27 protein-coding genes are annotated in these 26,053 nt (G+C 67.7%); 8 read left to right on the forward strand and 19 right to left on the reverse strand.

The window, feature by feature from the left end; all coding sequences use genetic code 11:
* Positions 1 to 12: 12 nt before the first annotated feature.
* The 4 genes from QRN25_RS15765 to QRN25_RS15780 all read right to left on the reverse strand — a co-directional run bounded on the left by QRN25_RS15765 (position 13) and on the right by QRN25_RS15780 (position 3,999).
* Positions 13 to 1,239, reverse strand: a complete 1,227-nt coding sequence (locus QRN25_RS15765; RefSeq protein WP_285020196.1) for an NAD(P)/FAD-dependent oxidoreductase — start codon at positions 1,237 to 1,239, stop codon at positions 13 to 15.
* Between the two features lie 93 nt (positions 1,240 to 1,332).
* A complete protein-coding gene (locus QRN25_RS15770) occupies positions 1,333 to 2,325 on the reverse strand; it encodes an LLM class flavin-dependent oxidoreductase (protein ID WP_036525801.1) in 993 nt (330 codons plus the stop codon).
* 10 nt (positions 2,326 to 2,335) lie between these two features.
* The gene (locus tag QRN25_RS15775; RefSeq protein ID WP_211150663.1) at positions 2,336 to 3,217 is read right to left on the reverse strand and encodes a tetratricopeptide repeat protein; all 882 of its coding nucleotides are present in this window, start codon (positions 3,215 to 3,217) and stop codon (positions 2,336 to 2,338) included.
* A gap of 5 nt (positions 3,218 to 3,222) precedes the next feature.
* On the reverse strand, positions 3,223 to 3,999 hold the full coding sequence (locus tag QRN25_RS15780; protein WP_271183617.1) for an alpha/beta hydrolase: 777 nt from the start codon (positions 3,997 to 3,999) through the stop codon (positions 3,223 to 3,225).
* Between the two features lie 250 nt (positions 4,000 to 4,249).
* On the opposite strand from QRN25_RS15780, the gene QRN25_RS15785 reads away from it, so the two are divergent.
* Positions 4,250 to 5,587 carry a glycosyltransferase family 39 protein gene (locus tag QRN25_RS15785; protein WP_271183618.1) on the forward strand — a complete coding sequence of 446 codons (1,338 nt, stop codon included), beginning with the start codon at positions 4,250 to 4,252 and terminating at the stop codon, positions 5,585 to 5,587.
* A gap of 151 nt (positions 5,588 to 5,738) precedes the next feature.
* Here QRN25_RS15785 and QRN25_RS15790 read toward each other — a convergent pair whose 3' ends face one another.
* The 3 genes from QRN25_RS15790 to QRN25_RS15800 are packed head-to-tail and all read right to left on the reverse strand — an operon-like array spanning position 5,739 to position 6,711.
* Positions 5,739 to 5,891, reverse strand: coding sequence for a hypothetical protein (locus tag QRN25_RS15790; RefSeq protein WP_155986255.1), 153 nt, complete (start codon positions 5,889 to 5,891; stop codon positions 5,739 to 5,741).
* A gap of 44 nt (positions 5,892 to 5,935) precedes the next feature.
* Positions 5,936 to 6,130: a helix-turn-helix transcriptional regulator gene (locus QRN25_RS15795; protein ID WP_036525793.1), complete on the reverse strand. Its 195-nt coding sequence runs from the start codon at positions 6,128 to 6,130 to the stop codon at positions 5,936 to 5,938.
* Entirely contained in the window at positions 6,127 to 6,711 is a 585-nt protein-coding gene (locus QRN25_RS15800; RefSeq protein WP_069708527.1) for a hypothetical protein, read from the reverse strand. The genes QRN25_RS15795 and QRN25_RS15800 overlap by 4 nt, the downstream gene beginning before the upstream one ends.
* Positions 6,712 to 7,115: 404 nt before the next feature.
* Between QRN25_RS15800 and thrS the strand changes: the two genes are divergently transcribed.
* Entirely contained in the window at positions 7,116 to 9,110 is a 1,995-nt protein-coding gene (gene thrS / locus QRN25_RS15805) for a threonine--tRNA ligase (protein WP_271183619.1), read from the forward strand.
* Positions 9,107 to 9,784 carry a spermidine synthase gene (locus QRN25_RS15810; RefSeq protein WP_271183620.1) on the forward strand — a complete coding sequence of 226 codons (678 nt, stop codon included), beginning with the start codon at positions 9,107 to 9,109 and terminating at the stop codon, positions 9,782 to 9,784. Before thrS ends, QRN25_RS15810 begins: the two co-directional genes overlap by 4 nt.
* A 233-nt stretch (positions 9,785 to 10,017) precedes the next feature.
* Here the strand turns inward: QRN25_RS15810 and QRN25_RS15815 are convergent, their stop codons facing one another.
* From QRN25_RS15815 to QRN25_RS15840, 6 genes are all read right to left on the reverse strand, one after another.
* Entirely contained in the window at positions 10,018 to 10,242 is a 225-nt protein-coding gene (locus QRN25_RS15815) for a hypothetical protein (protein ID WP_271183621.1), read from the reverse strand.
* Between the two features lie 10 nt (positions 10,243 to 10,252).
* Positions 10,253 to 11,140, reverse strand: coding sequence for a bestrophin family protein (locus QRN25_RS15820; RefSeq protein WP_036525784.1), 888 nt, complete (start codon positions 11,138 to 11,140; stop codon positions 10,253 to 10,255).
* A gap of 22 nt (positions 11,141 to 11,162) precedes the next feature.
* Positions 11,163 to 11,393, reverse strand: coding sequence for a hypothetical protein (locus QRN25_RS15825; RefSeq protein WP_051586844.1), 231 nt, complete (start codon positions 11,391 to 11,393; stop codon positions 11,163 to 11,165).
* Between the two features lie 195 nt (positions 11,394 to 11,588).
* Positions 11,589 to 11,714 (reverse strand): hypothetical protein, encoded by a 126-nt coding sequence (locus tag QRN25_RS15830; RefSeq protein ID WP_256434585.1) that lies wholly within the window; start codon positions 11,712 to 11,714, stop codon positions 11,589 to 11,591.
* A 49-nt stretch (positions 11,715 to 11,763) separates the two neighbouring features.
* Positions 11,764 to 12,756: an agmatine deiminase family protein gene (locus QRN25_RS15835; RefSeq protein WP_271183622.1), complete on the reverse strand. Its 993-nt coding sequence runs from the start codon at positions 12,754 to 12,756 to the stop codon at positions 11,764 to 11,766.
* Positions 12,741 to 14,468, reverse strand: coding sequence for a M28 family metallopeptidase (locus QRN25_RS15840; RefSeq protein WP_271183623.1), 1,728 nt, complete (start codon positions 14,466 to 14,468; stop codon positions 12,741 to 12,743). Before QRN25_RS15840 ends, QRN25_RS15835 begins: the two co-directional genes overlap by 16 nt.
* A 218-nt stretch (positions 14,469 to 14,686) precedes the next feature.
* On the opposite strand from QRN25_RS15840, the gene QRN25_RS15845 reads away from it, so the two are divergent.
* The 5 genes from QRN25_RS15845 to QRN25_RS15865 all read left to right on the forward strand — a co-directional run bounded on the left by QRN25_RS15845 (position 14,687) and on the right by QRN25_RS15865 (position 20,156).
* Positions 14,687 to 17,401 (forward strand): bifunctional [glutamine synthetase] adenylyltransferase/[glutamine synthetase]-adenylyl-L-tyrosine phosphorylase, encoded by a 2,715-nt coding sequence (locus QRN25_RS15845; RefSeq protein WP_271183624.1) that lies wholly within the window; start codon positions 14,687 to 14,689, stop codon positions 17,399 to 17,401.
* The gene (locus tag QRN25_RS15850) at positions 17,398 to 17,868 is read left to right on the forward strand and encodes a peroxiredoxin (protein WP_211150671.1); all 471 of its coding nucleotides are present in this window, start codon (positions 17,398 to 17,400) and stop codon (positions 17,866 to 17,868) included. The genes QRN25_RS15845 and QRN25_RS15850 overlap by 4 nt, the downstream gene beginning before the upstream one ends.
* A 104-nt stretch (positions 17,869 to 17,972) precedes the next feature.
* Entirely contained in the window at positions 17,973 to 18,761 is a 789-nt protein-coding gene (locus QRN25_RS15855) for a ferritin-like domain-containing protein (protein WP_271183625.1), read from the forward strand.
* A 229-nt stretch (positions 18,762 to 18,990) separates the two neighbouring features.
* The gene (locus QRN25_RS15860; protein ID WP_271183626.1) at positions 18,991 to 19,593 is read left to right on the forward strand and encodes a M23 family metallopeptidase; all 603 of its coding nucleotides are present in this window, start codon (positions 18,991 to 18,993) and stop codon (positions 19,591 to 19,593) included.
* Positions 19,594 to 19,883: 290 nt separating this feature from the next.
* Positions 19,884 to 20,156: a PilZ domain-containing protein gene (locus QRN25_RS15865; RefSeq protein ID WP_211150673.1), complete on the forward strand. Its 273-nt coding sequence runs from the start codon at positions 19,884 to 19,886 to the stop codon at positions 20,154 to 20,156.
* 3 nt (positions 20,157 to 20,159) lie between these two features.
* Here the strand turns inward: QRN25_RS15865 and hemN are convergent, their stop codons facing one another.
* The 6 genes from hemN to ccoG are packed head-to-tail and all read right to left on the reverse strand — an operon-like array spanning position 20,160 to position 26,024.
* Positions 20,160 to 21,473 carry an oxygen-independent coproporphyrinogen III oxidase gene (gene hemN / locus QRN25_RS15870; protein ID WP_271183627.1) on the reverse strand — a complete coding sequence of 438 codons (1,314 nt, stop codon included), beginning with the start codon at positions 21,471 to 21,473 and terminating at the stop codon, positions 20,160 to 20,162.
* A gap of 31 nt (positions 21,474 to 21,504) precedes the next feature.
* Entirely contained in the window at positions 21,505 to 21,723 is a 219-nt protein-coding gene (locus QRN25_RS15875; protein WP_271183628.1) for a hypothetical protein, read from the reverse strand.
* Positions 21,720 to 21,866: a cbb3-type cytochrome oxidase assembly protein CcoS gene (ccoS, locus tag QRN25_RS15880; protein WP_008832429.1), complete on the reverse strand. Its 147-nt coding sequence runs from the start codon at positions 21,864 to 21,866 to the stop codon at positions 21,720 to 21,722. Before ccoS ends, QRN25_RS15875 begins: the two co-directional genes overlap by 4 nt.
* Entirely contained in the window at positions 21,863 to 24,019 is a 2,157-nt protein-coding gene (locus QRN25_RS15885; RefSeq protein WP_271183629.1) for a heavy metal translocating P-type ATPase, read from the reverse strand. Before QRN25_RS15885 ends, ccoS begins: the two co-directional genes overlap by 4 nt.
* The gene (locus QRN25_RS15890; RefSeq protein WP_271183630.1) at positions 24,016 to 24,564 is read right to left on the reverse strand and encodes a FixH family protein; all 549 of its coding nucleotides are present in this window, start codon (positions 24,562 to 24,564) and stop codon (positions 24,016 to 24,018) included. The genes QRN25_RS15885 and QRN25_RS15890 overlap by 4 nt, the downstream gene beginning before the upstream one ends.
* Positions 24,561 to 26,024 carry a cytochrome c oxidase accessory protein CcoG gene (gene ccoG / locus QRN25_RS15895; RefSeq protein WP_271183631.1) on the reverse strand — a complete coding sequence of 488 codons (1,464 nt, stop codon included), beginning with the start codon at positions 26,022 to 26,024 and terminating at the stop codon, positions 24,561 to 24,563. The genes QRN25_RS15890 and ccoG overlap by 4 nt, the downstream gene beginning before the upstream one ends.
* Positions 26,025 to 26,053 lie beyond the last annotated feature (29 nt).

Consider the following 26,053-nt stretch of genomic DNA (forward strand, 5'->3'; position numbering starts at 1 on the left):
GGAGGATTCAGTTCAGACCAGTTCTTTCAGCGGCACACCTGCGTCGGCAAGGCGCCCTACATCGGGCGTCGCGCCCGCCTCGACGAGCTTGCGGCCCTGCACGTAGTCCTTGACCATGTTCACACAGTCCAGCGCCACGACCTTGCCCTGCTTGAGATAAACCACCGAGAAGCTGCGCCCCTCGACGTCGCCGCGCGTCACCGTCTGGTCGAAGCCCATGTTGATCCCGGCCGTCTGCAGCTTGAGATCATACTGGTTCGACCAGAACCACGGGAACGCCTTGTACGGCTTTTCGTCCCCGCAGATCGCCTTGGCCACGCACGTCGCCATGTCGTTGGCGTTCTGCACCGATTCCACGCGCATCACCGTGCCGCCCGCGTAGTCGCAGGCGAAAGCGGCACAGTCGCCAATCGCGTAGACGTCCGGCAGCGAAGTGCGGCAGAATTCGTCCACGTCCACGCCGTTCGCGCCCGAGGCACCCGCCAGGATCAGCGGCCCGACGGCAGGCACGATGCCGATGCCGACGATCACCGCCTCGGCCGGGATGACCTCGCCATCGACCAGCTTCACGCCCGTTACCCGGTGACCGTCGCCCTCAAGGCATTCGACCGCGACGCCGGTGCGCAGATCGACGCCGTGATCGCGGTGTTCCTTCTGGTAGAACTCGGACAGTTCCTCGCCCGCGACGCGCGCCAGCACGCGCGGCAGGGCTTCGAGCAGGACCACGTTCAGCCCCATCTTCGACAGCACCGCCGCTGCCTCGAGCCCGATATAGCCGCCGCCGATGACGACGATGTTCTTCGTGCCCGCATCGACCTCGGCCATCAGCATGTCGCAGTCCTCGCGGGTGCGCACCGCGTGGACGCCCGCCAGCTCGGCGCCGCCGCACGACAGGCGCCGCGGATCGCCGCCGGTCGCCCAGACCAGCTTGCCGTAACCGAAGGTCGTGCCGTTCGAGAGCGTCAGTTCCTTCACATCGGCGTCCACCCTGGTGACTTCGGTGGAGAGCCTGAAAGTCACCTCCTTCTCAGCCCAGAACGTCGGCGGGCGGATGTAGAGACGATCGAAGGTCTTCTCGCGCGCGAAGTATTCCTTGGAGAGCGGCGGGCGCTCGTAAGGATGCTCCGGCTCGCGGCCGATGACGGTGATGGTTCCGGTGAACCCGTTCTGGCGCAGGGCGAGCGCGCACTGCGCTCCCCCATGTCCCGCTCCCACGATGACGACGTCTGATTTTTCCATGGCGCGTTGAGTTCCGCAATTTAACCGCGCGGTCAATGCCCCAGGCGAAATCTAGTTACCTTGATAGGGGGCATCGCATTGCTGGACAAACGTTCAGCCTACAGGCTGCTTCATCGCGTCCATCGTCAGTTCCAGCGAGCGAATCTGCGCCTCGGGATCATACGTGGCGATGCTGACGATCAGTTCGTCCGCCTGCGTGCGGGCGACGAAGTCCTCTATCCCCTGCCGCACCGTCGCCGGGCTGCCGACCGCGCTGACCGAGCGGACCTGCTCCAGCATCGCCCGCGCCGCGCCGGGAAGACCGGCGCGGTAATCGCGTACCGGCGGCTTCAGGCGGCCCGGATTGCCCGAGCGCAGCGCCACGAAGCTCTGGTCGGTGGAGGAGGACAGGTAGACCGCCTCCTCGTCCGTATCGGCGGCGACCACGTTGATCGCGGCCATGAAGTGCGGCTTCGCCAGGGTTTCGGAGGGCTCGAACCGCTCGCGGTAGACGCGCGCGGCATCATCCAGTGCGGCGGGAGCGAAGTGCGAGGCGAAGGCGTAAGGCAGGCCCAGCATCGCCGCCAGCTGCGCGCCGAACAGGCTGGAGCCGAGAATCCACATCTCGACATCCGCCCCCGCGGCCTGAGGCGAAGGAACGCCGCCCGCCGCCTGCCCCTGGAACCGGGCACGCAGTTCCACCACGTCGTTGGGGAAGCGCTCGGACGCGGCGTGGATGTCCTTGCGCAGCGCATGGGCCAACCGCCCGTCGGCGCCCGGCGCGCGGCCGAGACCGAGATCGACGCGGCCGGGGAACAGCGCCGCCAGCGTGCCGAACTGCTCGGAGATCACGTAAGGCGTGTGGTTGGGCAGCATGATCCCGCCCGCGCCAATGCGGATCGTGCTGGTCGCATTGCCGAGATGCGCGAGCACCACCGAGGTCGCGCCGCCCGCGATGCCGTCCATGCCGTGATGCTCGGCCACCCAGTAGCGCCGGTATCCCGCGCGCTCGGCCGCCTGCGCGGTCCTTACGGAGATATCGAGCGCCTCCGCGACAGTGCCGTCTTCGCGGACGGTGACGAGATCGAGGACGGACATCGGGATCATGGGAGAAACCTTATTTTGCCGGATCAGGAGAGCCGAGCTGGGATAGGTACTGCTTCGCCGTCACCGCAGCGTCACTGGAAGGCGCGGCCGCGACGACCGATTCCCAGCTGCGCCGCGCGGCGGCATCGTTGTGCGAGAGCATGGCGATGACGCCCGCCTCCAGCCCGATCTCGGGGTCTTGCGGAGCGAGGCTCGCAGCTTTCTCGATCTGGGTCTGCGCCTGTGCCAGCTTGTCCTGACGGCGCGAAAGCGTGGCCGAAAGCAGCCACGCCTGCGCATTGTCCGGCTGCGCGGCGCGCGCTTCGGCAAGGGCGTTGGCGGCCTCGTCGGGCTGCTTCACGGCGACCAGCCCGCGCGCACGGTCGAGCGCTATCGAGGCGGTGAGGTCCGCATCGCCGACGATCTTGGCGTCCGTCGCTGCAGGGGCGAGCAGCGAGAGCGCCTGCCCCGCCTGCCCGGCGGCGAGCGCGGCATTGCCCGCCATCGCCCCCAGACGCGCGCGGCTTGCATGGTCGGCAGGATCCGCGGCATCGCGGGCATTGGTGAAGGCGGTGCGCGCCTCGTCCCAGCGGTCGAGGTCGCTGAGCGCCACGCCGAGGCACAGGCCCGCACGCACCCGCTCGCGCCCGATGGCGTCGGCCAGCGCGCTGCGGGCGAGTTCGGCGGATTTCTCCGGGTTCGCCTCGACCGCGCTCATGCAACCGGCGCTGCTGCGGGCGGCAGGCATGGCGACGTTCTGCGCCTCGCGGGCGCGGCGGTCGCGGTCTTCCTTGTCCTTCTTCTCGATGATCTCCAGCGGCAGCTGCGAAGCATAGGGCCGTGCCGAACTCGGCAGGCTGGAAGCAGGGCCGACCTGGGCCATCAGCGGAAGGAGGAGAAGCAGCGAGGACATGGGGATCAGGACTCCGGGGTGCCCTCTGCGCGGGGCCCTGCCAACGGAAGCACCAGTTCCGCGACGGTGCGCAGGAGCAGGCGAATGTCGGCATCACGCGAGAGGCGATGATCGCCGTCCTTGATCAGCGTGACCTGCACGTCGGCTGAACGCAGTTTCTCCGCCAGCTTCAGGGAGATTTCAAAAGGCACGTCGGGATCGCGCTGGCCGTGGAGCAGGCGCACCGGGGCGTCGATGGCGATCTCGCCCTCCAGCAGCAGGTTGGCCTGTCCGTCTGCCCAGAAACCGGGGTGCGTGGGGGTCGGCTCGGGGCCGTAGGGATTGTCCTCGAAGAGGATTTCCCCGTCCGCGAGCAGCGCCTTGTCCATCTGGGGGATGCCCCATTCGGTGAAGTCCGGCGCCGGTGCGATGCCGACGAGGCCCGCCAGCCGGTCCCCCAGCGCGAGGCCCGCCATCAGCATCAGCCAGCCGCCCATCGAGGAACCGACCAGCACGATCTTCTCCTCGGTTTCCAGCGCGGCGACGAGCGCGAGCACTTCCTGTTTCCAGCGCGTGAGCGTGCCGTCGGCAAAGTCGCCCGGCGATGCGCCGCAGCCGGAATAGTCGAACAGCAGGCAGGGGAGCCCGCTGGCGCGCGCCATCTCGAACAGGGCGGCGGCCTTGGAACCGGCCATGTCGGACATGTAGCCGGGGAGGAAGACGATGACCGGGCCAGTGCCGGGAGTGAAACGGTAGGCGATCGAACGCCCGTCGGAGAGATCGAGATAACTGGTCGAGGTCATGGTGCCCTTAGTGGGAAGTGGTTGGCTGCAGGGCAAGGCGACGGTGCGAATTAAGAAAAGGCCCACCCCCGGCCCCTCCCGCAAGCGGGAGGGGAGAAGAAGGCGGCATCGCCCTCCCGCTTGCGGGAGGGCCGGGAGGCTTGGCCCGCAGGGCCTAGCCGGACGGGGTGGGCCAGATTGGTATCGAAACCTCTGGACGCCCTTACCGTAATGCGATCTTAAGTCCCGACCGCTAACCGTTCGGGCCGATATGAGCGCCAAGGTCATCCACTTCCCCACCCGCCCGTCCCGGCTTGCGCTGCGGCTCGAATGGTTCGCCACCGATCGCTCGGTGCTGCTCGGTATCTGGGCGCTGTATTTCGCGCTGCGGGTGGCGGTGCTGCTGATCGACGTGGCGCCAACGTCCGATGCGGAGTGGTATTTCACGCGCGCCGTCAGTCTCGCGGCGGGCCAAGGCTATCTCGACAACCAAGGGGCGCCCACCGCGTTCTGGCCCGCAGGCTGGCCGATCGCGCTGGGGCTGGTGTTCGCCAAGTTCGGCGCCGGCCAGGTTTCGCTCGGCCTGTTCAACCTCGTGAGCGCAATGCTGATCGGCGCCATGGCGCTGGCGCTGGGGCGCCGCCTGTTCGGCTCGGAGGGCGCAGCGCGCGCCGGGCTGTTGCTGCTGGCGGTCTACCCCAACGCGATCGGCTACGTCCCGCTGGCGCTGACCGAGGTGTTCTACACCGCGCTGCTGATGGCGGGATGCTGGGTGATCGTGACGCGCACCAGCCGCTGGCACCTCGTCAGCGCCGGGTTCCTGTTCGGCGTTGCCACCATGGTCAAGGCGCAGACGCTGGTGGTAGTGCCGCTGCTGTTCGCGATCGAGTGGCTAAGGATGGGGCAGGTGTGGAAGCGCTTCCCGCGCCTTTTCGGTGAGGGATTGCTGGTGCTCGCGCTCGCCGCGCTGACGGTGCTGCCCTGGACGATCCGCAACGAGATCCAGCTGGGCCACTGGGTCGCGGTCTCGACCAACGGCGGCTATACGCTCCTCACCGGCAACCACGACACCGCGACCGGCGACTACACCCCCGACGCGCCGGTGGTGAAGGAGCTGATGGCCCGCCCCGGCCTCGACGAAGTGGCGCGCGACGCCGAGGCGCGGCGACTGGGAATGGCGTGGATCACCGCGCATCCCGACCGCTTCGCCAAGCTGCTGCCGAAGAAGTTCCTGCGCCTCTGGCTGCCCGATGGCGAGGCCGAGTGGGCCTATCAGGGCGGCGCGCCGGGCTATGCGCGGTTCGAGATGGTCTATCGCGCGGTGCGGGTGCTCAATCAGGGGTACTACGTGCTGCTGATGGCGGCTTTTGGCGCCGCGTTCTTCGTGATGATCGCAAGACGTCGGCGCGACGGGCAGCGGTGGATCGGCTGGTGGCTGCTGCCTTACGGGATCGCGCTCTATCCGACGCTGATCTGCCTCGTGTTCTCGGGCCAGTCGCGGTTTCACTATCCGGTGATGCCGTGGGTCTGCATGACGGCCGGGTGGCTGGCGATGACGGCGCTGGGCAAGCTGAGCGAACGCGGAACGCACGTGCATACTCTGCACTGAAGGGCTCGAGCCCTGGACGGGTGGTTGTGAACCGGCAACGTGGCAGCGTGAGGCGCAGGGGCTTCGACAAGCTCAGCCTGAGCGGATTTCAGAAATACCCCTATTCCCGCTCAGGCTGAGCTTGTCGAAGCCCCTGCGCAGAAAGCACCGCTCAGTACAGGATCGGCGCCACGACCCGCAGGATCACCTTGCCATCGGCACGGATCGTGCCGAAACCGGTCTCCTCACGCGGCCGGGCAGGTTCGGCGGCGGACTGGAACAGTCCCAGCGACACCGCGACAGCCGCCGCGATCGCTACCGCCACGCCGACCCGTGCCCCACGCCTTCGCTTCAACGGCCCGCCAGCCATCACTCGCCCCTCTGGAATATCTCTTCGATCGTCATACCAAAGAGGTCGGCGATGCGAAAGGCCAGCGGCAGCGAGGGATCGTAGCGCCCCGTCTCGATCGCGTTGACGCTCTGGCGCGAGACTTCCAGCCGCTCGGCCAGATCCTGCTGGCTCCAGCCGCGCTCGGCGCGCAGGACCTTGAGGCGGTTCTTCACGCCTCCCTCCAGCGATTGACGATAGAGCTGGCGCCCAGTCCCACCGCCCACACCGGCACGGCGGCCCAGCCGGGAACGTGCGGGACCAGTTCGAACGTCTCGAGGAAGCCCCAGACGGTCGCCACCGCCAGCAGCAGCCCGGTGGCCCAGAGAGCCGCGTTGATGACACGCAGGCGAAGATACTCGTCGGTCTCCTCCACCAGATAGCGCGCCATCGTCCACAGCATGAAGAAGATCGGCAGCGCCGGCAGCAGCGCCAGCAGCCAGAGCAGAGGCCCGGATGCGCCGGACTTGGCCCCGAAGACGGCCACGAACAGGAAGATCACATAACCGAACGCCCAGATCAGGCCCCGGCGATTGTAGCGCCGCGTTGCGGGAGACAGCGCTCCGCACGCTGCCTGTGCCTTCTCGGAAGCGCGGACCAGCGGGATCAGCAGCAGCATCGGTGGGATCATCACCAGCGCCGAGGGAATCGACCCCAGATCCAGCGCACGCGCGGCGAACCCTGTGCCGAACATGCCTACGAAAAACGCGCCACCCCAGAACCAAGCGGGTCCGCGCGACAGGGTTTGGTCCGTCATGACAAGCCTCCTTGCTTATGTGTAAAGGACGTTTGTCACTCTAGTCATCATAAGTCAAGCAACATTGACATTATGGAAAGTAACCTCGTCGTCATCGGGTGATCCCGGGACCACGCTTGGCTTTCCGCGCCCGAATCGCTACATCGCGCTCATGCTGTTGCGCACCGCCAAGACTACGACCCAGACTACTCGGCTCGTCCGGGCACGGTTGGTCGCAGGCTGATCACGCGAACCGCCGTCGCCCGGATTTCGGGCGAGATTGGCGTCTCTCGTTTCCGAAATAGAGCCATTTCAGCCGACGCCGCACCTTCACCCGGAGGCGCGCCTGTGCCATGGCGCCCCCAAAGGTTTTCCGCCCACATGCTCTGGTATGGCATGGGGCAAACGAGAGAATGAGTTCGTCCATGTCCGAAATGTTCAAGATCAGCCTGCCCGACGGTTCCGTGCGCGAGATGCCGCAAGGCTCGACCCCGGCCGACGTCGCTGCCGCCATCGGCCCCGGCCTCGCCAAGGCCGCCCTCGCCGCGAAGATCGACGGTGAGCTGGTCGACCTGTCGCGCCCCTTCACCGGCGACGCCAGCCTCGCGCTCGTCACCAGCCGCGACGAGGCCGAAGCGCTGGACCTCGCCCGCCACGACTTCGCGCACGTCCTTGCCGAAGCGGTGCAGGCGCTGTTCCCCGGCACGCAGATCACCTTCGGTCCTTCGACGAACGACGGCTTCTACTACGACTTCGCCCCGGCAGAGCGCCCGTTCACCGACGAGGACCTGCCCGCGATCGAGGCGGAGATGCGCAAGATCATCGCCGCCAACAAGCCGCTGCGCCGCGAAGTGTGGGACCGCGAACAGCTCATTAGCCGCTGGAAGCAGCAGGGTGAGAGCTTCAAGGCCGAATGGGCCGCCGAACTCCCCGGCGACGAGCCGCTGACGGTCTACTGGTCGGGCGACGACTGGCTCGACATGTGCCGCGGTCCGCACCTGCCCTCGACCGGCAAGCTGGACCCCGCCGCCTTCAAGCTGACGCGCGTATCGGGCGCCTACTGGCGCGGCGACCAGAACAACGCGATGCTTTCGCGCATCTACGGCACCGGCTGGCTCAACAAGAAGCAGTTGGCCGAGCACCTGACGCGCCTCGAAGAAGCCGCCAAGCGCGACCACCGCAAGCTCGGTAATGAGATGGACCTGTTCCACCTCCAGCACGAAGCGCACGGCTCGGTGTTCTGGCACCCCAAGGGCTACGTGATCTATCGCGCGCTCGAAGACTACATGCGCCGCGCCGTCAACGACGCGGGCTGCAAGGAAGTGAAGACGCCGCAGGTCATGGACGCGCGCCAGTGGGAGCAGTCCGGCCACTGGGGCAAGTACCGCGAGAACATGTTCGTCATCCCCGACGAAGTGCCCAACACCGAGGACGACGGCCCGATCATCTCGGACGACGCGCAGTGGATGGCGCTCAAGCCGATGAACTGCCCGGCGCACGTCCTGATCTTCAAGCAGGGCATCAAGTCCTATCGCGACCTGCCGCTGCGCATCGTCGAGAACGGCTGCTGCCACCGCAACGAGCCGCACGGCGCGCTCCACGGCCTGATGCGCGTGCGCCAGTTCACGCAGGACGACGGCCACATCTTCTGCCGCGAAGACCAGATCGTCGGCGAAGTGCAGGCGTTCTGCGAGATGGCGGACCGGGTCTACCGCGACTTCGGCTTCACTTACGCGATCAAGCTGGCACTGCGCCCGGACAACCGCATCGGCACCGACGAGCAGTGGGACAAGGCCGAGGCCGAACTGCGCGACGCCGTGGTGCGTGCCGGTCTCGCCACCGAGGAATACGGCTGGGAGGAACTGCCCGGCGAAGGCGCGTTCTATGCGCCCAAGCTGGAATGGCACCTGACCGACGCGATCGGCCGCACCTGGCAGGTCGGCACGATCCAGTCCGACCGCATGCTGCCCGAGCGCCTCGACGCGCACTACATCGGCGAAGACGGCGAGAAACACCGCCCGGTCATGCTGCACCGCGCGATCTTCGGTTCGTACGAGCGCTTCATCGGCATCCTGATCGAGCACTTCGCGGGCAAGCTGCCGGTGTGGCTGGCCCCGGTTCAGGCCGTGGTGACGACGATCGTTTCGGACGCCGACGGCTATGCCGCCGAAGTCGCCGCCAAGCTGAAGGCGGCGGGCGTGCGCGTCGAAACCGACGTGCGCAACGAGAAGATCAACTACAAGGTGCGCGAACACTCGCTCAAGAAGGTCCCGCACCTCGTCGTCGTCGGCAAGCGCGAGGCGGAGGAAGGCACCGTCGCCCTGCGCACGCTCGGCGCCGAGCACCAGAAGGTCATGACCCTCGATGAAGCCATCGCCCTGCTGACGGCAGAGGCGACCGCGCCGGATCTGAAGGCATGATCCAGCGCGAACTCCTCGACAGTGCATGGATTCCGGACGGCGAGAAGCTTGAGCTGTTCCGCCACGACAAGGATTTCATGATCGTCATCGGCCACAACGAGCTGATGAGCACGCGCAAGTGGGGCTCGGAAGAGGCCCTTGCGACGATGGCCTACGACCGGATCAAGGGCTCTTCCAAGCGCCCGCACTTCCTGATCGGCGGCTACGGCATGGGCTTCACCCTGCGCGCCGCGCTTCGGGTTCTGCCCGCCGATGCGAAGATCACCGTCGTCGAACTGGTGCCCGAAATCATCCAGTGGGCACGCGGCCCGATGGCCCACCTGACCGGGGACTGCCTCGAAGACCCGCGCGTCAACCTCGTGATGGGCGATGTCGCGCAGGCCATCGTCGACGGCCACGGCGACTACGATGCGATCCTGCTCGACGTCGACAACGGCCCCGACGGGCTGGTGCGCGAAGACAACAACGTCATCTATTCCAAGGTCGGCCTGCGCGAAGCCTACGGGGCGCTGACCCCGGACGGCGTGCTGGCGATCTGGTCGGCCGGCGCCGATCCCGCCTTCACCCGCCGCATCGAACGGGCGAGATTCGCGGTGGACGAAGTGAAGGTCCACGCGCGCAGCAACGGCAAGGGGCCGAAGCACGTCATCTGGTTTGCGTCGAAGAGCGAGTAAAGGAAAATCCTGGGGCCATCGCCCCAGACCCCTTTACTGTCGTCGTAGCGCGCGCTGCAGCGTTCCGTATGGATTGCAGGCCAAAATAGCCTGCGGCGCTTTACCTCACTCTCGTCATTGCGAGCGCAGCGAAGCAATCCAGGGCAGTGCAGCACTGCCCTGGATTGCTTCGCTGCGCTCGCAATGACGAAATTTTGGGCCTCACATTTTGTGCGCAATGCCGCTGCACGCAATCAGCTCGACGGTAACAGGGGTGCAGGGGAGCCATGCTCCCCTGCTTTCTTCTTCGAGCCCTTCGAAACCGCCACGATCACCGCACTGCCGAGCAATATCCCGGTAACCATGGTCCCAACCGCCAGAAGCCCGACCGGACTGAAATCCGCCCGGGCTTCCGCGCTGAAGACCTTGCCGAAGCGCAGCGCAGCGCTGGTGACCTGACGATCCTTGTAGAGCTTCATACCCCCAAGATTACCACAGCACCCCGTGCTTGTCAGGCTGGACGGGTGCGGGCGCTGGCTCGCCGATCGCCTGCAGGAGGTCGATCTCGATCGTGCGGCACATGGAATTGAGCGGCAGGTCGTGGACGTCGTTGGCGAAGGGGTCGACGAGATCGTCACCGATCGCCAGCACCGCGAGGAACATCAGCCCTGCGATCGTCGAGCCCAGCGGCGTCGCGAACTGCAACGTCTCGACCAGCCCGATCGGCAGGAGGACGCAGAACAGGTGGGTGAACACTTCGGGGATGAAGCGGTACTGGAACGGCAACGGCGTGTTCTTGAGCCGCTCCATGCCGCCTTGCGAGTTGGCAATATCGACGAGGACCGCCTCCATCTGCGTCTGCTGGATGGTGTCGATCCAGCCCTTGCGGCGAGCCTGATCGATGCGGCGGCCGGTGCCGTCGAGAATGCCGTTGGCGACGTTGACGCGGCTGAATGCGGGGTCCTTCTCGTCACCGGGAAATACGCGAAGGACTTCCTCGTCCTGCGGCAGACGGCGGAGCTGGCAGCGCAGCGCGTTGACGTAGGCGATCTGGCGATAGACGATCTCCCGCTTCAGCTCCGACGCCTCGGGGTCGGGCATGAAGTTGCGGGCCGCACGCGCGATGTTGCGGCTGGCGTTGATCATCAGGCCCCACAGCCCGCGCCCTTCCCACCAGCGCTGGTAGGCCGAGTTGCTGCGAAAGCCGAGGAACAGCGCCAGCGCCGAGCCGAACAGCGTGATCGGCAGCTCCGGCGCCTTGAACGGGAGTATGTAATAAGTGATCGTGACGATCACGTCCCACACGAAGAGCAGCGTCAGCGGCTTCCAGATCTCCTGGATGACGCGGGTGGAACTCGGTATCTTGGCGACGATCATTGGGTCCTGGCAGGCTCCGTTGTCACGGTTTCGGGCTCACGGGCTCGGCAGCGGCGGGGCCGACCTTGGGAGCACCCTCGGTCGAACGGGCCATCGCGATCGAAGTTCCGGTGGCGGGCCGGATCGAGAACCAGTCTACACGGTCCACGGCGACCAGAAAGGCCAGAACGCCGCAACCGAACAGGAAAAGCAGGCCGTTGCCGATGAACGATTCGCGCACGCGGGCGCGGTCGGCGTCAGTCATGTTGCGCATTGTCATCTCCATCAAAGGGTCGCCTTAAAGATTGGGGACGCCCGATTTCGATTGCATCATTCCAATGCGACAAAACTTTGCTGCAACGCAATATCTAGGTGTGCAGTGCAACAAGCGAGACAAGACGCAGCCACGCTCTGTCACGAAACGTTGAATTTGTTTGAAAAGATTGCCGGCCGATGAACGGCATGGCGCTCAGAAGGGCAGTGCGTCGCGCGCGAGGATGAGCGCCAATGCGCAGCCACCGACGATCAGCGGGCGCAACCATTCGCTCCCGATGACGGGACGATGAACCTGCGCGAGAGCGACGATGCGAGCCATGCGCGCGACTATGCACGCGCAGTGGTTTCCAAAGCGTTAAGGCAACGTGTCAGACCGACGGCATCTGCTGGCTGGAACAGTGGAAGGAACCGCCGCCCGCCAGCACCGCATCAGCCATGACGCCCAGAGTGTCGCGGTCCGGGAACAGCGCGGCGATGGCGGCGACGCCCTCCTCGTCATGCTCGGTTCCGTAGATCGGCACGACCACCAGCTTCGAGGTGATCGCGAAGTTCATGTAGCTGGCAGGCTCTACCCGGCCATCGGTCTCGACCCGGCCCGGCGAAGGGACTTCGGCAACCTTGACGCCCATCGCCTCGGCCCGCGCCTTCGCGTCGGCGTAGATCGCGGCGTTGGGATCGTCCCTGCCGGTCGCGCGCGGCACCGCCAGCAGGTTCGGCGCCACGAACCGGGCGAGGTTGTCGACGTGACCGTCGGTGTGGTCGTTGATCAGGCCATCGCCCAGCCACAACACGCGTTCGTAACCGAGATCGCGCTGCAGCCGCATGTCGAGGTCGGCGCGGGTAAGGTGCGGGTTGCGGTTGGGGTTGAGGAAGACCTGCTCGGTCACCGCCACCAACCCGGTGCCGTCGCCATCGATCGCGCCGCCTTCGAGAATCCAGTCTGCCATCTCGACGTCGAGACCCGCATCGCGCGCCAGTTCCTCGCCGATCTCCTGATCGCCGTCCATCAGGTACTTGCCGCCCCAGCCGTTGAAGCCGAAGCGCATGCCCTTGCGGTTACCATGCGAGTCCACGGTAACAAGCGGCCCGGTATCCCGCAGCCAGACGTCGCCATAGCGGCGGGTTTCGAGCTTCACCTTGTCCGACACCAGTTCCAATGCGCGGGCGCGATTCGCCTCGTCGCGCACGATCAGCCGCACTTCCTGTCCGCTCTCGGCGACGGCGCTGGCGAAATCCGCCATCTGCTCCTGCGCGCGTTCGAGGAAGCCGGGCCACTCGACCGGATCATGCGGAAAACCAATCCACAACCAGTCCTGCGCGGCCCATTCGGGGGGGAGAGTGAAAGTCACTTGGTGTTGCATCCCTTGGTTGCAGCGGCGCAGTCCCGGTCGTGGATGGCCTTGTCGCGGATCGCGCGGAATTCGTCGCCTGCGCGCCAGTTCGGCCACATCGTGCCGTCCGCCAGCGTGCGGCCGAGGTCGTAGAACAGTTCGACGTCCTGGGTGATGCCGCTCCAGTCCCAGTTTTCCGAGTATTCATCGGCCGGGGCGTGGTAGCGGTTGTCGGTGTAGTCCTGCGCGGCCTTCTCGCCCGCCGCCGTACCGCCGTTCATGAGGTCGCCGCTGCGCTCGACGTTGAACATCGGCACGCCGCGCTTGGCGAGGCTGAAGTGGTCGGAGCGGTAGTAGCCGCCGCGCTCCGGGTGATCCTCAGGCACGTCGGTCAGCCCACGCGCCTTCAGCGCAGCGAGGTAGAGGTCGCCCAGCTCGGACTTGTCGCCGCCGGTCTGGGTGTAGGACTTCGCGCGGCCCGCAGGCAGCAGCGCATCCATGTTCACTCCGCCGACGGTGTGATCGAGCGGATAGATCGGGTTGGCGCCGTAGAACTCGGAGCCAAGCAGCCCCGATTCCTCTAGCGTCAGCGCCACGAAGACCTGGCTGCGCTCGGCAGGCCCGGTCTCGGCATTCATCTTCGCGATGGCGGTGAGCGCCGCGACGCCGTCGGCATTGTCGACCGCGCCGTTGCAGATGTCGTCGTTCGGCTTGCCTCTCTGCGGCGTGCAGTGGCCGAGGTGGTCCCAGTGCGCCGAATAGAGCACGACCTCGTCCGGCCGCGACTTGCCCGGCAGCACGCCGACGACGTTGTTGGACGTCGAGCGGCGGATGGCATTGTCGAACCCGAAGCTGACCTTGAGACCGAGCGGGACCGGCCTGAAGCCCTTGGTCTGCGCCGCTTTCGTCAGCGCTGCGAGGTCCTTGCCCGAGGCTTTGAGAATCGCCTCAGCCACGGGCTTCTGGATCCAGCCGTTGGCGACGGTCTGGTCCATCGCGTCGTTCGGGGTCTGCACCGAATACTGCGCGCCGGTCCAGCTGGAGTTGACGACGTTCCAGCCGTAGGCCGCCGGGAACGTGTCATGCACGATCAGCGCGGCGGTCGCGCCCTGCCGGGCGGCTTCCTCGAACTTGTAGGTCCAGCGGCCGTAGTAGGTCATGCGGCGGCCCTTGAAGAGGCCCTGCTCGCCCTCCATCGCATAGTCCGGGTCGTTGACGAGGATCACCGCCGTCTTGCCCTTCATGTCCAGCCCGGCATAGTCGTTCCAGCCGAGTTCGGGCGCGTTGATGCCGTAGCCGACGAAGACCAGTTCGCTGTCCTGCACCTGCGACTTCGGCGTTACCCGGTAGCTCGACGCGACATAGTCGTCGCCCGGCTTGAACGAGAGCGACGACGCCGCGCCGGAAACCCTGAGCGGCGTATAGTCGCTCGCGGTGATCTCCACGGTCGGCACCGGCTGGAGCCACTGGCCCTTGTTGCCCGGCTGCAGGCCCGCCGCCTTGAACTGGGCGACGATGTAGTCGAGCACCTTCGGCTCGATCGCGGTGCTCGGCGCGCGGCCCTCGAAGTCGTCGGCGGAGAGGCGCTTGGTGACGGCCTTCATCAGGTCCACCGGAACGTCCGGCTGCGCGCCTGCATCGGCGGGCGGCTTCAGCGCGGTGCCCTTGGGCAAGGGTTGGGCCGAAGCGGCGAGCGAAACGCCAAGCGCGGCCAGCGCGACGAGCGGCAGGTAAGGCTTCATGGGGGGACCTCCAGACGAACGGGCGCACAGGTGCCAGACGGCGCGGATGGGGGCAAGGGCCACCCACCCCGCTGCGAGTAGGCAGCAAGCTGCCAACTCTCGCTACCCCTCCCGCAAGCGGGAGGGGCACCCCTTCTTCTCCCCTCCCGCTTGCGGGAGGGGGCGGGGGTGGGTCAGCGCGCTTGCCCAAACCGCAAGCCACGGGCAGAACGCCCGCCATGAGTGCCGACTGGACCAGCGCGATCGACCGCGCCCGCGCCCATGCGCCGTTCCTTGCGAACGCGCTCGATCGCCTTCCCGCCGTGACGGAACTGCTGCAGGCCGGCAATGGTCAGGCCGCCCTCGCGCTGGCCCGCAAGGCAGGGGAGGGCGTCGCCGACACCGCCTCCGCCCTGCGCCGGGAGAAGCAGGCGCTCGGCCTCGCTCTCGCCATCGGCGACCTTGCGGGGGCCTTCCCGCTGCTGGAGGTGACCGGCGCCCTCTCCGCCTTCGCCGACCGGGCACTCGACACTGCGATCGTCGCCGGAATCCGCCGCCGCGTGCCGGACTACGACCCTGCCGAGCCAAAAGGCTTCTTCGCCCTCGCACTGGGCAAGCACGGCGCCGGGGAGCTGAACTACAGCTCCGACATCGACCCGATCCTGCTGTTCGACCCGAAACTCCTGCCCCGCCGCGAGCGCGACGAGCCCGGCGAGGCCGCCCAGCGCGTCGCCCGCGCGGTCGTCGAGATCCTCTCGCACGTCGGACACGAAGGCTACGTCTTCCGCGTCGACCTGCGCCTGCGTCCGGCCTCCGAAGTCAGCCCGCTGGCGATCCCGGTCGAAGGCGCGCTGAGCCATTACGAATCCTCCGCCCTGACCTGGGAACGCGCCGCCTTCATCCGTGCCCGGTCCTGCGCCGGGGACGTCGCGGCGGGCGAGGCGTTCCTCGCCGCGATCCGCCCCTTCGTCTGGCGCCGCAGCCTCGACTTCGGCGCCATCGCCGAGATCGGCCGCCTGACCGCGCAGATTCGCGCCAGCACGCGCGGCTCCCCGCAAGTCGGCCCCGGTTTCGACCTCAAGAAAGGCCGCGGCGGCATCCGCGAGATCGAGTTCTACGCCCAGACCCACCAGCTGATCCACGGCGGCCGCCACCCGGCGCTGCGCCTGCGCGGCACCCGCGCGACGCTCGACGCGCTGGCCGAGGCGGGGCTGGTTCCGGCCGAGGAAGCGCGCCTGCTCGGCGAGCACTACGACCGTCTGCGCACGATCGAGCATCGTCTGCAGATGCAGCACGACCAGCAGACCCACAGCCTGCCGAAAACCGCCGAGGGCATCGAGGCGGTTGCCCGGCTCGACGGCATGGCGAGCGGTCAGGCCCTGCTCGACGAACTCACCGCCATCACCGAGGCGGTGGGCGAGCGCTACGACACGCTGATCATGGCGAATACGCCCACCGGCGCGGTCGCGGTGCCCGACCAGTCGACCATGCCCGAGGACCTCGAAGCACTGGGCTTCGCCGATCCCGCCGCCGTCGCCCAGCGCATCGAGGGCTGGCTCGGCGGCAAGGTCCGCGCCCTGCGTTCCGATGCCGCGCGGGCGGCGTTCGTCGCGATCGCCCCGGACCTCCTCGCCGCGCTTGCCGCCGCGCCCGAACCCGATCGCGCGCTCGCCCGGTGGGAGCAGTTGCTCGGCAACCTGCCGAGCGCCATCAACCTGTTCAACCTGCTGCAGGCCCGCCCGGCGCTGATCGAGATGCTGGCGCGCATTCTCGGCCTTGCCCCGCCGCTGGCCGATGCCCTCGCCCGCCGCGCCGACCTGCTCGACCCGCTGATCGACGCCAGCGCCTTCGACCTGCCCGGCAGCGTTGCGGAACTGGTCGCCGAACTGACGCGGTTCGAGGCGGGCGACGACTACGAACGCAAGCTCGACGCGGTGCGGCGCAAGGTGGGCGAACTGCGCTTCAAGCTGGGCGTCCAGCTGATCGAGGGCGCGAACGATCCCATCGCCATCGGCCACGCCCTCGCCCGCATCGCCGAGGCCGCGCTGGTCGTCCTTACCGATGCCACCGCCGAGGAATTCGAGGGCACCCATGGGCATATCGCGCAGAGCGAGATGCTGATCCTCGGCCTCGGCCGCATGGGCGGCGGAGTGCTGACCCACGCCTCGGACCTCGACCTTGTATACTTGTTCAGCGGTGACTTCCGCCGCGAGTCGGACGGCCGCCGCCCGCTGGGCGCCACGCATTATTACAACCGCCTGTCGCAGCGGGCGATCTCGGCGCTGTCGGTCGCGACCGCGCAAGGCGCATTGTTCGAGGTCGATACCCGCCTGCGCCCCTCCGGCGAGCAGGGGCCACCCGCAGCCAGCCTCGAAAGCTTCGAAACCTACCAGCGCGAGCAGGCGTGGACGTGGGAGCACATGGCGCTGTGCCGCGCCCGCCCGCTCTACGGCTCGCCCGAAGGCCGCGCGGCGCTGGCCGCAGTCGTGCACGCCGTCCTCACCGCCCCGCGCGATGCGGAAAAGCTGCGCGCCGACGTGCTGAACATGCGCGAGAAGATGGCCCGCCACAAGCCGCCGGGCGGCCCGCTCGACGTCAAACTGATGCGCGGCGGGCTGGTCGATCTGGAGTTCATCGTCCACTTCATCCAGCTGCGTGAACGCGGACCCGGCCTCGATCCCGATCTCGGCGAGGCGGTGCGCGGACTGGCCGCAGCGGGACTCGTCGATGCCGCGCTGGTCGAGGCGCACGACGCGCTTACCCGCCTGCTCGTCGCCGGACGGCTGCTGGCGCCCGATGCGCAAGTGCCTGGCCCTGCAGCGCGCTTGGCACTCGTGCGCGCATGCGGCTATGGGGACTGGGAAGCGCTCGAAACGGGCCTCGCAACGGCGCGCCGCCACATCGCGGACGCCTGGCGCGCGGCCTTCGACGAAACCCTGGAGATAGACGCATGACCCGCCCGCACATCGGCGACCCGTTCCCCGACATTGCCCTTGAAACGCCGGACGGCGGCAGCGTGAAAGCCTCCGACTTCGCCGGTCGCAAGCTGGTGGTGTTCTTCTACCCCAAGGACGCGACCCCCGGCTGCACCACCGAAAACATCGAGTTTTCCGCGCTGCAGGGCGAGTTCGAAGCGGCAAACACCGCCCTTCTCGGCGTCAGCAAGGACTCGGCGAAGAAGCACCAGAACTTCATCGCCAAGCACGACCTCAAGGCCCCGCTCGCGACCGATGCGGAGGAGAACGGTCTCTCCGACGCGCTCGGCATCTGGACCGAGAAGCAGAACTATGGCCGCACCTACATGGGCATGGTCCGCACCACGTATCTGATCGGAGCGGACGGCAAGATCGCGCAAGTCTGGGACAAGGTGAAGGTCAAGGACCACGCCGCCAAGGTGCTGGAAGCCGCAAAGGCGCTGTAACTCACTCCTCGTCATTGCGAGCGCAGCGAAGCAGTCCAGAGCAGTCTCAAGCCGCCCTGGATTGCTTCGCTGCGCTCGCAATGACGAAACTTGGGAGAACTGCAATGCAGACCACCATCGCCGCCGCCATCCGTGCCGCCCTGCTCGAATGCGACCCGCACGCCAAGGTGATGGCGACGCGCAAGGTCGCGCGCGACTGGCGGCTCGGGAGGCTCGCCTTCGCGTTCGACGCCGCCATGCCCGAGACCCCCGGCCGTCCGGACTCGCCCGAACTGCTGCCGCCCGGCAAGATGCCCCGGCGCAAGGGAGGGGGCGAACGGGGCCGCATCGCCCTGTGGCACGCGCTCGCGCATATCGAGTTCGTGGCGATCGATCTCGCGCTCGATATGGCCGGGCGGTTCGGGCAATCGATGGGGCGGCAGTTCGTGTCCGACTTTCTCAAGGTCGCAGCGGACGAGGCCATGCATTTTTCCCTGATCGACAGGCATTTGCGCACGCAAGGCAGCCACTACGGCGCCCTGCCCGCCCATGACGGACTGTGGAGCGCCGCGCACGAGACGCGGGGCGATGTCGGCGGTCGCCTCGCCGTCGTGCCGATGGTGCTGGAAGCCCGCGCGCTGGACGTCACGCCCACGGCGATCGAGCGGGTCCGCACGATGGGCGACGAACGCGGCGCATGCATCCTCGAACGCATCCTTGACGACGAAATCGCCCACGTTCGATTCGGCGCAAATCATTTCGCCAACCACGCTGAACGGTTGGGCGAGGACCCGGGAGAGCTGTGGAAATCCTTGGTTTTTCGTTACTTTCACGGGTCGGTTAAACCGCCGTTCAACGACTCGGCGCGGCTCGCTGCCGGTTTGTCGCGCGATCTGTATACCGCGCTTGCCTGAGCCAAAACTAACGGCATAAGTCACACTCACGAGACGGCGGGGGGTTCCGACGATCTCCATACTCCTTGGCGCGACCGGTTTCGGCGTGCTCAAAATAGCGTCGCTTTCCTCGGAATGACGGCGGATAAGCAAGGTATTGCGAGTGGTCGTAACGAAATTTTTCGCCAAGTTCCGCGCAGTGACCGGCGTTTTCGTCGCAGCGGGACTGTCCATTGCAGCGCAACCTGCAATGGCCAACAGCAGCGCTGCCGCTGCCGACATTTCCTCCACCCTGCGCACCAGCCAGGCCGCGAACCAGTCGGTCACCGGCGGTGAGGACGAGCAGTTCAGCCAGCTGTTCAGCTCCTGGCAGAACTATGAGGAAACCGGCCTTGCCGCCGCCAAGCCCAAGGCAGCCGTCGGCGGCATCGCCACCGTCGCCATCCCCTCGCGCAACCCCCTCGCTCAAGAGCGCATGACCAGCACCTTCGGCATGCGCGAACACCCCATTCTCGGCGGTCGCCGCGCCCACAAGGGCGTCGATCTCGCCGCTCCCACCGGCACCCCGGTCTACGCCACCGCAGACGGCACCGTCAGCCGCGCCTCGTGGTTCAGCGGCTACGGCCTGTTCATCTCGCTCGAGCACGGCGGCGAGATGCAGACCCGCTACGGCCACATGTCGCGCCTGAACGTTGCGGAAGGCCAGCGCGTCCACAAGGGCGACATCATCGGTTACGTCGGTTCCACCGGCAACTCGACCGGCCCGCACCTCCACTACGAAGTGCGCGTCGACGGCGAGGCCGTGAACCCGGTCCCCTACATGCAGCAGCCGAGCCTTGCTTCGGCCAACTGACCAGCGTTTTCCTGTTGAGAGGAGGAAGAGGCGGCTCACAAGGCCGCCTTTTCTTTTGCCTGTGTTCCGCGATGCGCCAAAAAAAAGGGGGCAGCCCGTCACGAGGGTGGGCCGCCCCTTGAAGTTGGGGAGAAGCGGTTACCGCACCGGGGCTCCGCCGGAGCGGAAGGGGTTGGTGCGGTGGACCGGCAAGACGGTCTTCGCACTGGCGGCCGCGTCTCGCATTGATCGCGGTCAAATACGCCAGAACCCGCTGAAGTTCTTCTGCGCGCCGCCGTTCTTGGCCTGAAATGGACACGTCCCGCTTCCGGCCCACCCCGATCCTGCGCGAGCGCCGCCGCAGGCGCTGCACGCGCTTTGCGCTGACCGATTCGCGCGGAGGGGAAATTGCCGTGATCGTACGCGACATATCCTCGCGCGGGCTCAGTGCCGCTGCGGCGGGGGAGCCGCCCCGCCTCAACGAAGTGGTGCGCGCCACGCTGGAGGACGGCCGCGAGGTCTGGGGCCTCGTGCGCTGGCGCGAGGGCAACCTTTTCGGGGTGGAGTTCGATACGCGGGGGTGACGCTCACACCGCCGAACTGAAGCGCCGCAGCGAATCCTTGCGATACGGGTCGAACCGCGCCGCGATCGAGCGCGCGTAAGGCAGTCCGCCCGGCAGCACGACGAGGTCGCCGCCATCGGTCTCGCACAATCCGGCATCGAGGTAGGGGCGCAGCAGCGGCCCGGCCTCCTGCCACAAGTCCGCCGCCACAGGCGCGCGGCCCTGGCACAGCAGCGCCTCTATCACCGCGCCGCGCCGCTGGTCCTCGGCGCTCCGGACGATCCCGCGCGTCGCGGTCAGGCGGTCCTGCGAGAGCATCATGCGATAGCGCCCGGTGTTCTTCTCGTTCTGGACGAGCAGGTCCGGGAAGCCGCCGATCGCAGAGGCGCCCAGCCCCAGCAGGACCGGCGCCTGATCGTCGGTGAAGCCCTGAAAGTTGCGCCGAAGGTGTCCGGTCAGCGTCGCCTGCGCCAGCGGATCGCCGGGCAGCGCGAAATGGTCGAAGCCCACCGCGACATAGCCCCGGTCCAGCAGGAAGGCGTGCCCGTAAGCCGCCATGGCGAAGCGCGCCTCGGCACCGGGCAGTTCGCTCGCATCGATCTTGCGCTGGCGGGGGATCAGGTGCGGAACGTGGGCATAGCCGAACAGCGCGATGCGATCGGCGCCGAGCGCGACGGCGCGCTCCAGCGAATCCTTCAGGTGCGCCATGGTCTGGCCGGGCAGCCCGTACATCAGATCGAAGTTCAGCGAACCCACGCCCGCGCCGCGCAGCATGGCGACGGCCTGCTCGATCATCGCCGTCGGCTGAACCCGGCCGATCGCCCGCTGCAACGGCTCCGCAAAGGTCTGCACGCCGAGGCTGGCGCGCGCGATCCCGACCGAGGCGATCACCCCCGCCCACCCGGGGCCAAGGGTGCGCGGGTCCAGTTCGATCGAAGTGACCGGGTGCGAGGTCTCGAACTGCAGCGTCAGCGCATCGACCAGCCGCACGAAGTCGATCGGCGAAATGCCGTTGGGACTGCCGCCGCCGAAAGCGATACGCGTGACCCGCGCGCCTGTGGGAAGGCGTTCGGCGACGAGATCAATCTCGCGGTGAAGCGCGTCGAGGTAGCTGGCTACCCTGTCCCGCCGGTTGGCGACGCTGGTGTTGCAGCCGCAATACCAGCAGATCTTCTCGCAGAACGGGATGTGGACATAGAGCGATACCTCGCCCTGCGTGCGCTCCAGCGCCTCCTCGTATTGGCCCGCGCCTATCCCGCCAGCGAACTCGGCGGCGGTGGGGAAGCTGGTGTAGCGCGGCACGGGAATCGCCAGCAGTTCGGGGTGATAGGTCCACATGGCCGCAACTTTGCCTTATCCCTCAGCGCCGTCATTGCGATCGATCAAGCCGCTTGCGTTTGGAATCGGAATGGCAGCCCTTGGCGCAACATGGCCCCTGCGGCGGTCCCGGAGGTGCGGGGACCGGCACGCTCACCGCACCGCCATTGCAGGTCATGGCGACAAACTCACGCGCCTCGACCTGCAGCGGGCCGACCATCGCCGGGACCAGCGCCAGCGTGCCGAACAGGGCGATCAGGCGCCGCGTCATGGCGCATCCTCGTCGATCAGGATGCGGTTGGCGGCGCCGTCCATATCCTCGTACTGGCCCGAGCGCATCGTCCAGAAGAACGTGCCCAGCGCGCAGAGCCCCATCGCCAGCGACAGCGGGATCATGAAGCCGAGAATCGTCATTGCGCTTCCTTCCCTGCCGCGCGCGCCAGCCGCAGCGAATTGCCGACCACCAGCAGCGAACTGCCCGACATCGCCAGCGCCGCCACCAGCGGGGTGACGTGGCCGAGGATCGCCAGCGGCACCGCCAGCACGTTGTAGCCCACCGCCATCGCGAAGTTCTGGCGCACCACCCGCATCGTGGCCCGCGCGACCTTCACCGCCGTCGCCACCGGCATCAGCCGCTCGCCGACGAAGACGCCGTCGGCCGCCTGCTGCGACACGTCGCTCGCCCCGCCGGGCGCGAGGCTGACGTGGGCGCCCGCCAGCGCCGGGCCGTCATTGAGCCCGTCGCCCACCATCAGCACCTTGTGGCCAAGCGCCGCGCGGCGTTCGAGCAGCGCCAGCTTGTCCGCCGGGCGCATCGCCGCGGTGGCGAACAGGCCCAGTTTCCGCGCGACACCGCCGACCGCTTCCACCCTGTCGCCCGAGGCGATCGCGGCGATGAGGCCCTGCGCCTTCAGCGCCGCCAATGTCTCGGTCACGTCGGGGCGCAGGCTGTCGGCGAAGGTAATGCGGGTGCGGGTGCCATCGACGAGCAGGTCGACGGCGAGAGTGTCGGTCTCCACCTCCGGCCGCAGCAGCGCGACTTCGGCACCGTCGCAGCGCCCGATCATGCCGGAGCCGGTGGCCTCGCGCACCAGTTCGACGGCTGCGGGCTCCACACCTTCGCCGCGCAGCGCATGGGCGAGGCCACGGCTCAGCGGATGGCGGCTCGCCTGCGCCAGACCCAGCGCGATGGCGCGGCTGCGCGGGCCGAGCATGGCCAGCGTGACCGGGCGCGGTTCGCCCAGCGTCAGGGTGCCGGTCTTGTCGAGCAACACTTCGTCCGCCTCGGCCAGCCGCTCCAGCGCCGAGCCGTCCTTGATGAGCAGGCCCCGCCGCATCAGCGCCCCCGCCGCGACGACTTGCGCCGCCGGAACCGCAAGGCCGAGCGCGCAGGGGCAGGTGATGATGAGGACGGCGGTGGCGATCGTCAGCGCCTTGTAGACGCTCGCCCCTGCGATCAGCCAACTGCAGAAGCTGAGGAACGCGAGGGTGTGGACGGCGGGCGCATAGAGCCGCGCCGCGCGGTCCGCCACGCGCACGTAGCGCGAGCGGGACTGGCCCGCCTCGTCCATCAGCCGCGCGATGTCGGCGATGGCGGTGTCCTGCGCAGCGGCGGTGACGCGCACCCGCACCGGGTTGCCGAGGTTGATCGTGCCCGCGTGGACGAGGTCGCCAGTCACGGCGGGGCGCGGGGCGCTCTCGCCGGTGAGCATCGCGGTGTCGATGGTGGTGCGGCCTTCGACGACCTCGCCGTCGGCGGCGAGCGCTTCGCCTGCCGCCACCAGCATCGTCATGCCGGGGCGCAGCTTGTCGGCCTCGACGTAGCGGGCGGTGCCGTCCTCGCCGATCACTTGCGCGCCCCGCCCCATGCGGCCGAGCAGGGCGGCGATGCCGGAGCGGGCGCGGCCGCGCATCATCGCGTCGAGCGTGCGGCCCGCGAGCAGGAAGAACAGCAGCATCACCGCGCCGTCGAAGTAGGCGTGCTCGCCTCCGGCCAGCGTTTCGTAGAGGCTCATGCCCGTCGCCAGGATCACGCCGATGGAGATCGGCACGTCCATGTTGGTGCGCCGGTACTTCAGCGCCATCCACGCCGAGGCGAAGAACGGGCGGCCCGAATAGACCACCACCGGGATGCCGATCAGGGCGCTGATCCAGTGGAACATGCCGCGCGTCACCGCGTCGGTGCCCGACCAGACCGAGACCGAGAACAGCATGATGTTCATCATGCCGAAGCCCGCCACCGCCAGCGCGCGGATCAGGCGCTTCGTCTCCACATCGTCGCGGGCGAGCGGGTTGTCGGCGGCGCGTTCGGCCTCGAAGCCGAGTTTGCGCAGCTCCTCGATCAGCGTTTCGGCATCGAGCGTCTCGGCATGGCTGACGGCGACGCGCTTGGCGGAGAGGTTCACACGCGCCGAAGCCACGCCGGGGACGAGCCCGAGGCCGCGTTCGATCTTGCCGATGCAGCCGGCGCAGCGGATGCCGGGGACGGTGAAGCGGCTGTCGATGCTGGGCGCGGTATCGAGTGCGGTTTCGGCGGGGACCGACGGCGGGGGTGTGATCGCGTTCATGCGCCGATCTCCTGTTCGGTGCGCCATTGGCGGCCCTCGGTTTCGACATCGAAGCGCAGGGTCCAGCGGCCTGCGGGCAGCGGCCGGGTGCTGATCCAGTGCCCGCCCTCGCGGTGGAAGGTGAGTGCGGTGTCGGGGAGGCGGCCGAGGGGGTGGCGGGCCACGGCGGTGAGCTTGGTGTGGGCGGCGGGGGCTTCGACAAGCTCAGCCTGAGCGGGATTTATAGCAGCGCTATTACCTCCCACCCGCTCATCCTGAGCTTGTCGAAGGATGGATGGCGCGACCTTCAAATCCACTACCACCCTGCCCTCGGCCCCGCGCCGCGCTTCCAGCCGCCACCCGAGCGCCTTCTCCTTCGCCGCTTCATCCAGCCAGCGGTTGAAGTCCTGGCTGGCGACGTAGGAGTTCTCCACCACGATCCCGCCGAAGGTGGTGCTGGCGAGCGTCGCCATCGTCACGTTGACTGCCAGCACCACGCCGAACCCGGCGACGAGGATCGCAGTCATATGCTTTCCATTGAAAGGCTTGCGGGTTTGCACGGTCATGGGATCGCCTCCTGCGGCGTGTCGAAGGTCACTTCGGATAGGGCGGTCTCGCGCGCCTCGCCCTCGGCGGTGACGCGGAAGGCGAAGTCCTGCGCGGCGGTTGTCGCCAGACCTGGGGCAGGCGCGACGACGTAGACGCGCAGGGGCAGCGTGGCGTCGGCGGGGATCGTGCGGGTGAGGGTACGGGCGGCGTCGGCGCGGGCGCTGTCGTCGGTCCACATCACCGCGCCGGGGAGACCGACGATGGCGATCTCCATCCTGCGCGGGCGGCCCTCCATGTTGCGCAGGCGCAAGGTGTAGGCGCCCCGCACCGAGCCGTCGCTCAGGAGGATGTACGGCGGGTTGCGATCCTTGGCGACGGTCAGTCCGGTGTGGACGCGGGTGCCCAGCGCGAACAGCAGGGCAAGGCCGATGCCCGCCCAGACCGCGAGGTACGCCAGCGTGCGCGGGCGCCAGATCAGCTTCAGGTGGCGCGTCGGCGGCTGTCCCGCCTTCTCGCGCTCGGCATCGTCCAGCGTGGCGTAGTCGATCAACCCGCGCGGGCGGCCGATGTCTTGCATCACCCGGTCGCAGGCGTCGATGCACAGGGCGCAGGTGATGCAGCCGACTTGCGGGCCCTGGCGGATGTCGATGCCGGTGGGGCAGACGGCGACGCACTGGTTGCAGTCGATGCAGTCGCCGAACACGTCGGGCGCTTTCTGCGACTTCTTGAGGCTGGCGCGCGGTTCGCCGCGGAAGTCCTTGTAGGTGACGGTCAGCGATTTCTCATCGGTCATCGCGGTCTGGATGCGCGGCCAGGGGCACATGTAGATGCACACCTGTTCGCGCATGAAGCCGCCGAGCACGAAGGTGGTCGCGGTCAGCGTCGCCACGGTGGCGTAGGCGACGGGGTCGGCGGTGCCGCTCCAGAACGCGGTCCAGAGCGTAGGCGCGTCGGCGAAGTAGTAAATCCACGCGCCGCCAGTGGCGAGGCTGATGGCGAGGTAGATCGCCCACTTCACCAGCCGCCGGGCGATCTTGGCCGGTCCCCACGGGGCCTTGTAGAGCCGCATTCGCGCATTGCGGTCGCCGTCGATCAGGCGGTCGACGTGCTGGAACAGGTCGGTCCAGACGGTCTGCGGACAGGCATAGCCGCACCACGCCCGCCCCACCGCGCTGGTGACGAGGAACAGGCCGATGCCCGCCATGATGAGCAGGCCCGCCACGAAGTAGAACTCGTGCGGCCAGATCTCGATGCCGAACATGTAGAAGCGGCGGTGGGCGAGGTCGATCAGCACCGCCTGGGTTGGCGCATAAGGGCCGCGATCCCAGCGCAGCCACGGCGTGACCCAGTAGACCGCGAGGCACAGCGCCATGATCGCCCACTTGATGCGGCGGAACTTGCCGTCGATGCGGCGATTGAAGACGGGCTCTCGCTTTGCGTAGAGCGAGAGCTGGGTCATGTCGGGGGGCTTGTTCATGGTACTTGTCCCGCCTGGGAGTGCTTCCT

It is taken from the genome of Novosphingobium sp. fls2-241-R2A-195 (assembly GCF_030209485.1).
Classification (GTDB): Bacteria; Pseudomonadota; Alphaproteobacteria; order Sphingomonadales; family Sphingomonadaceae; genus Novosphingobium; species Novosphingobium resinovorum.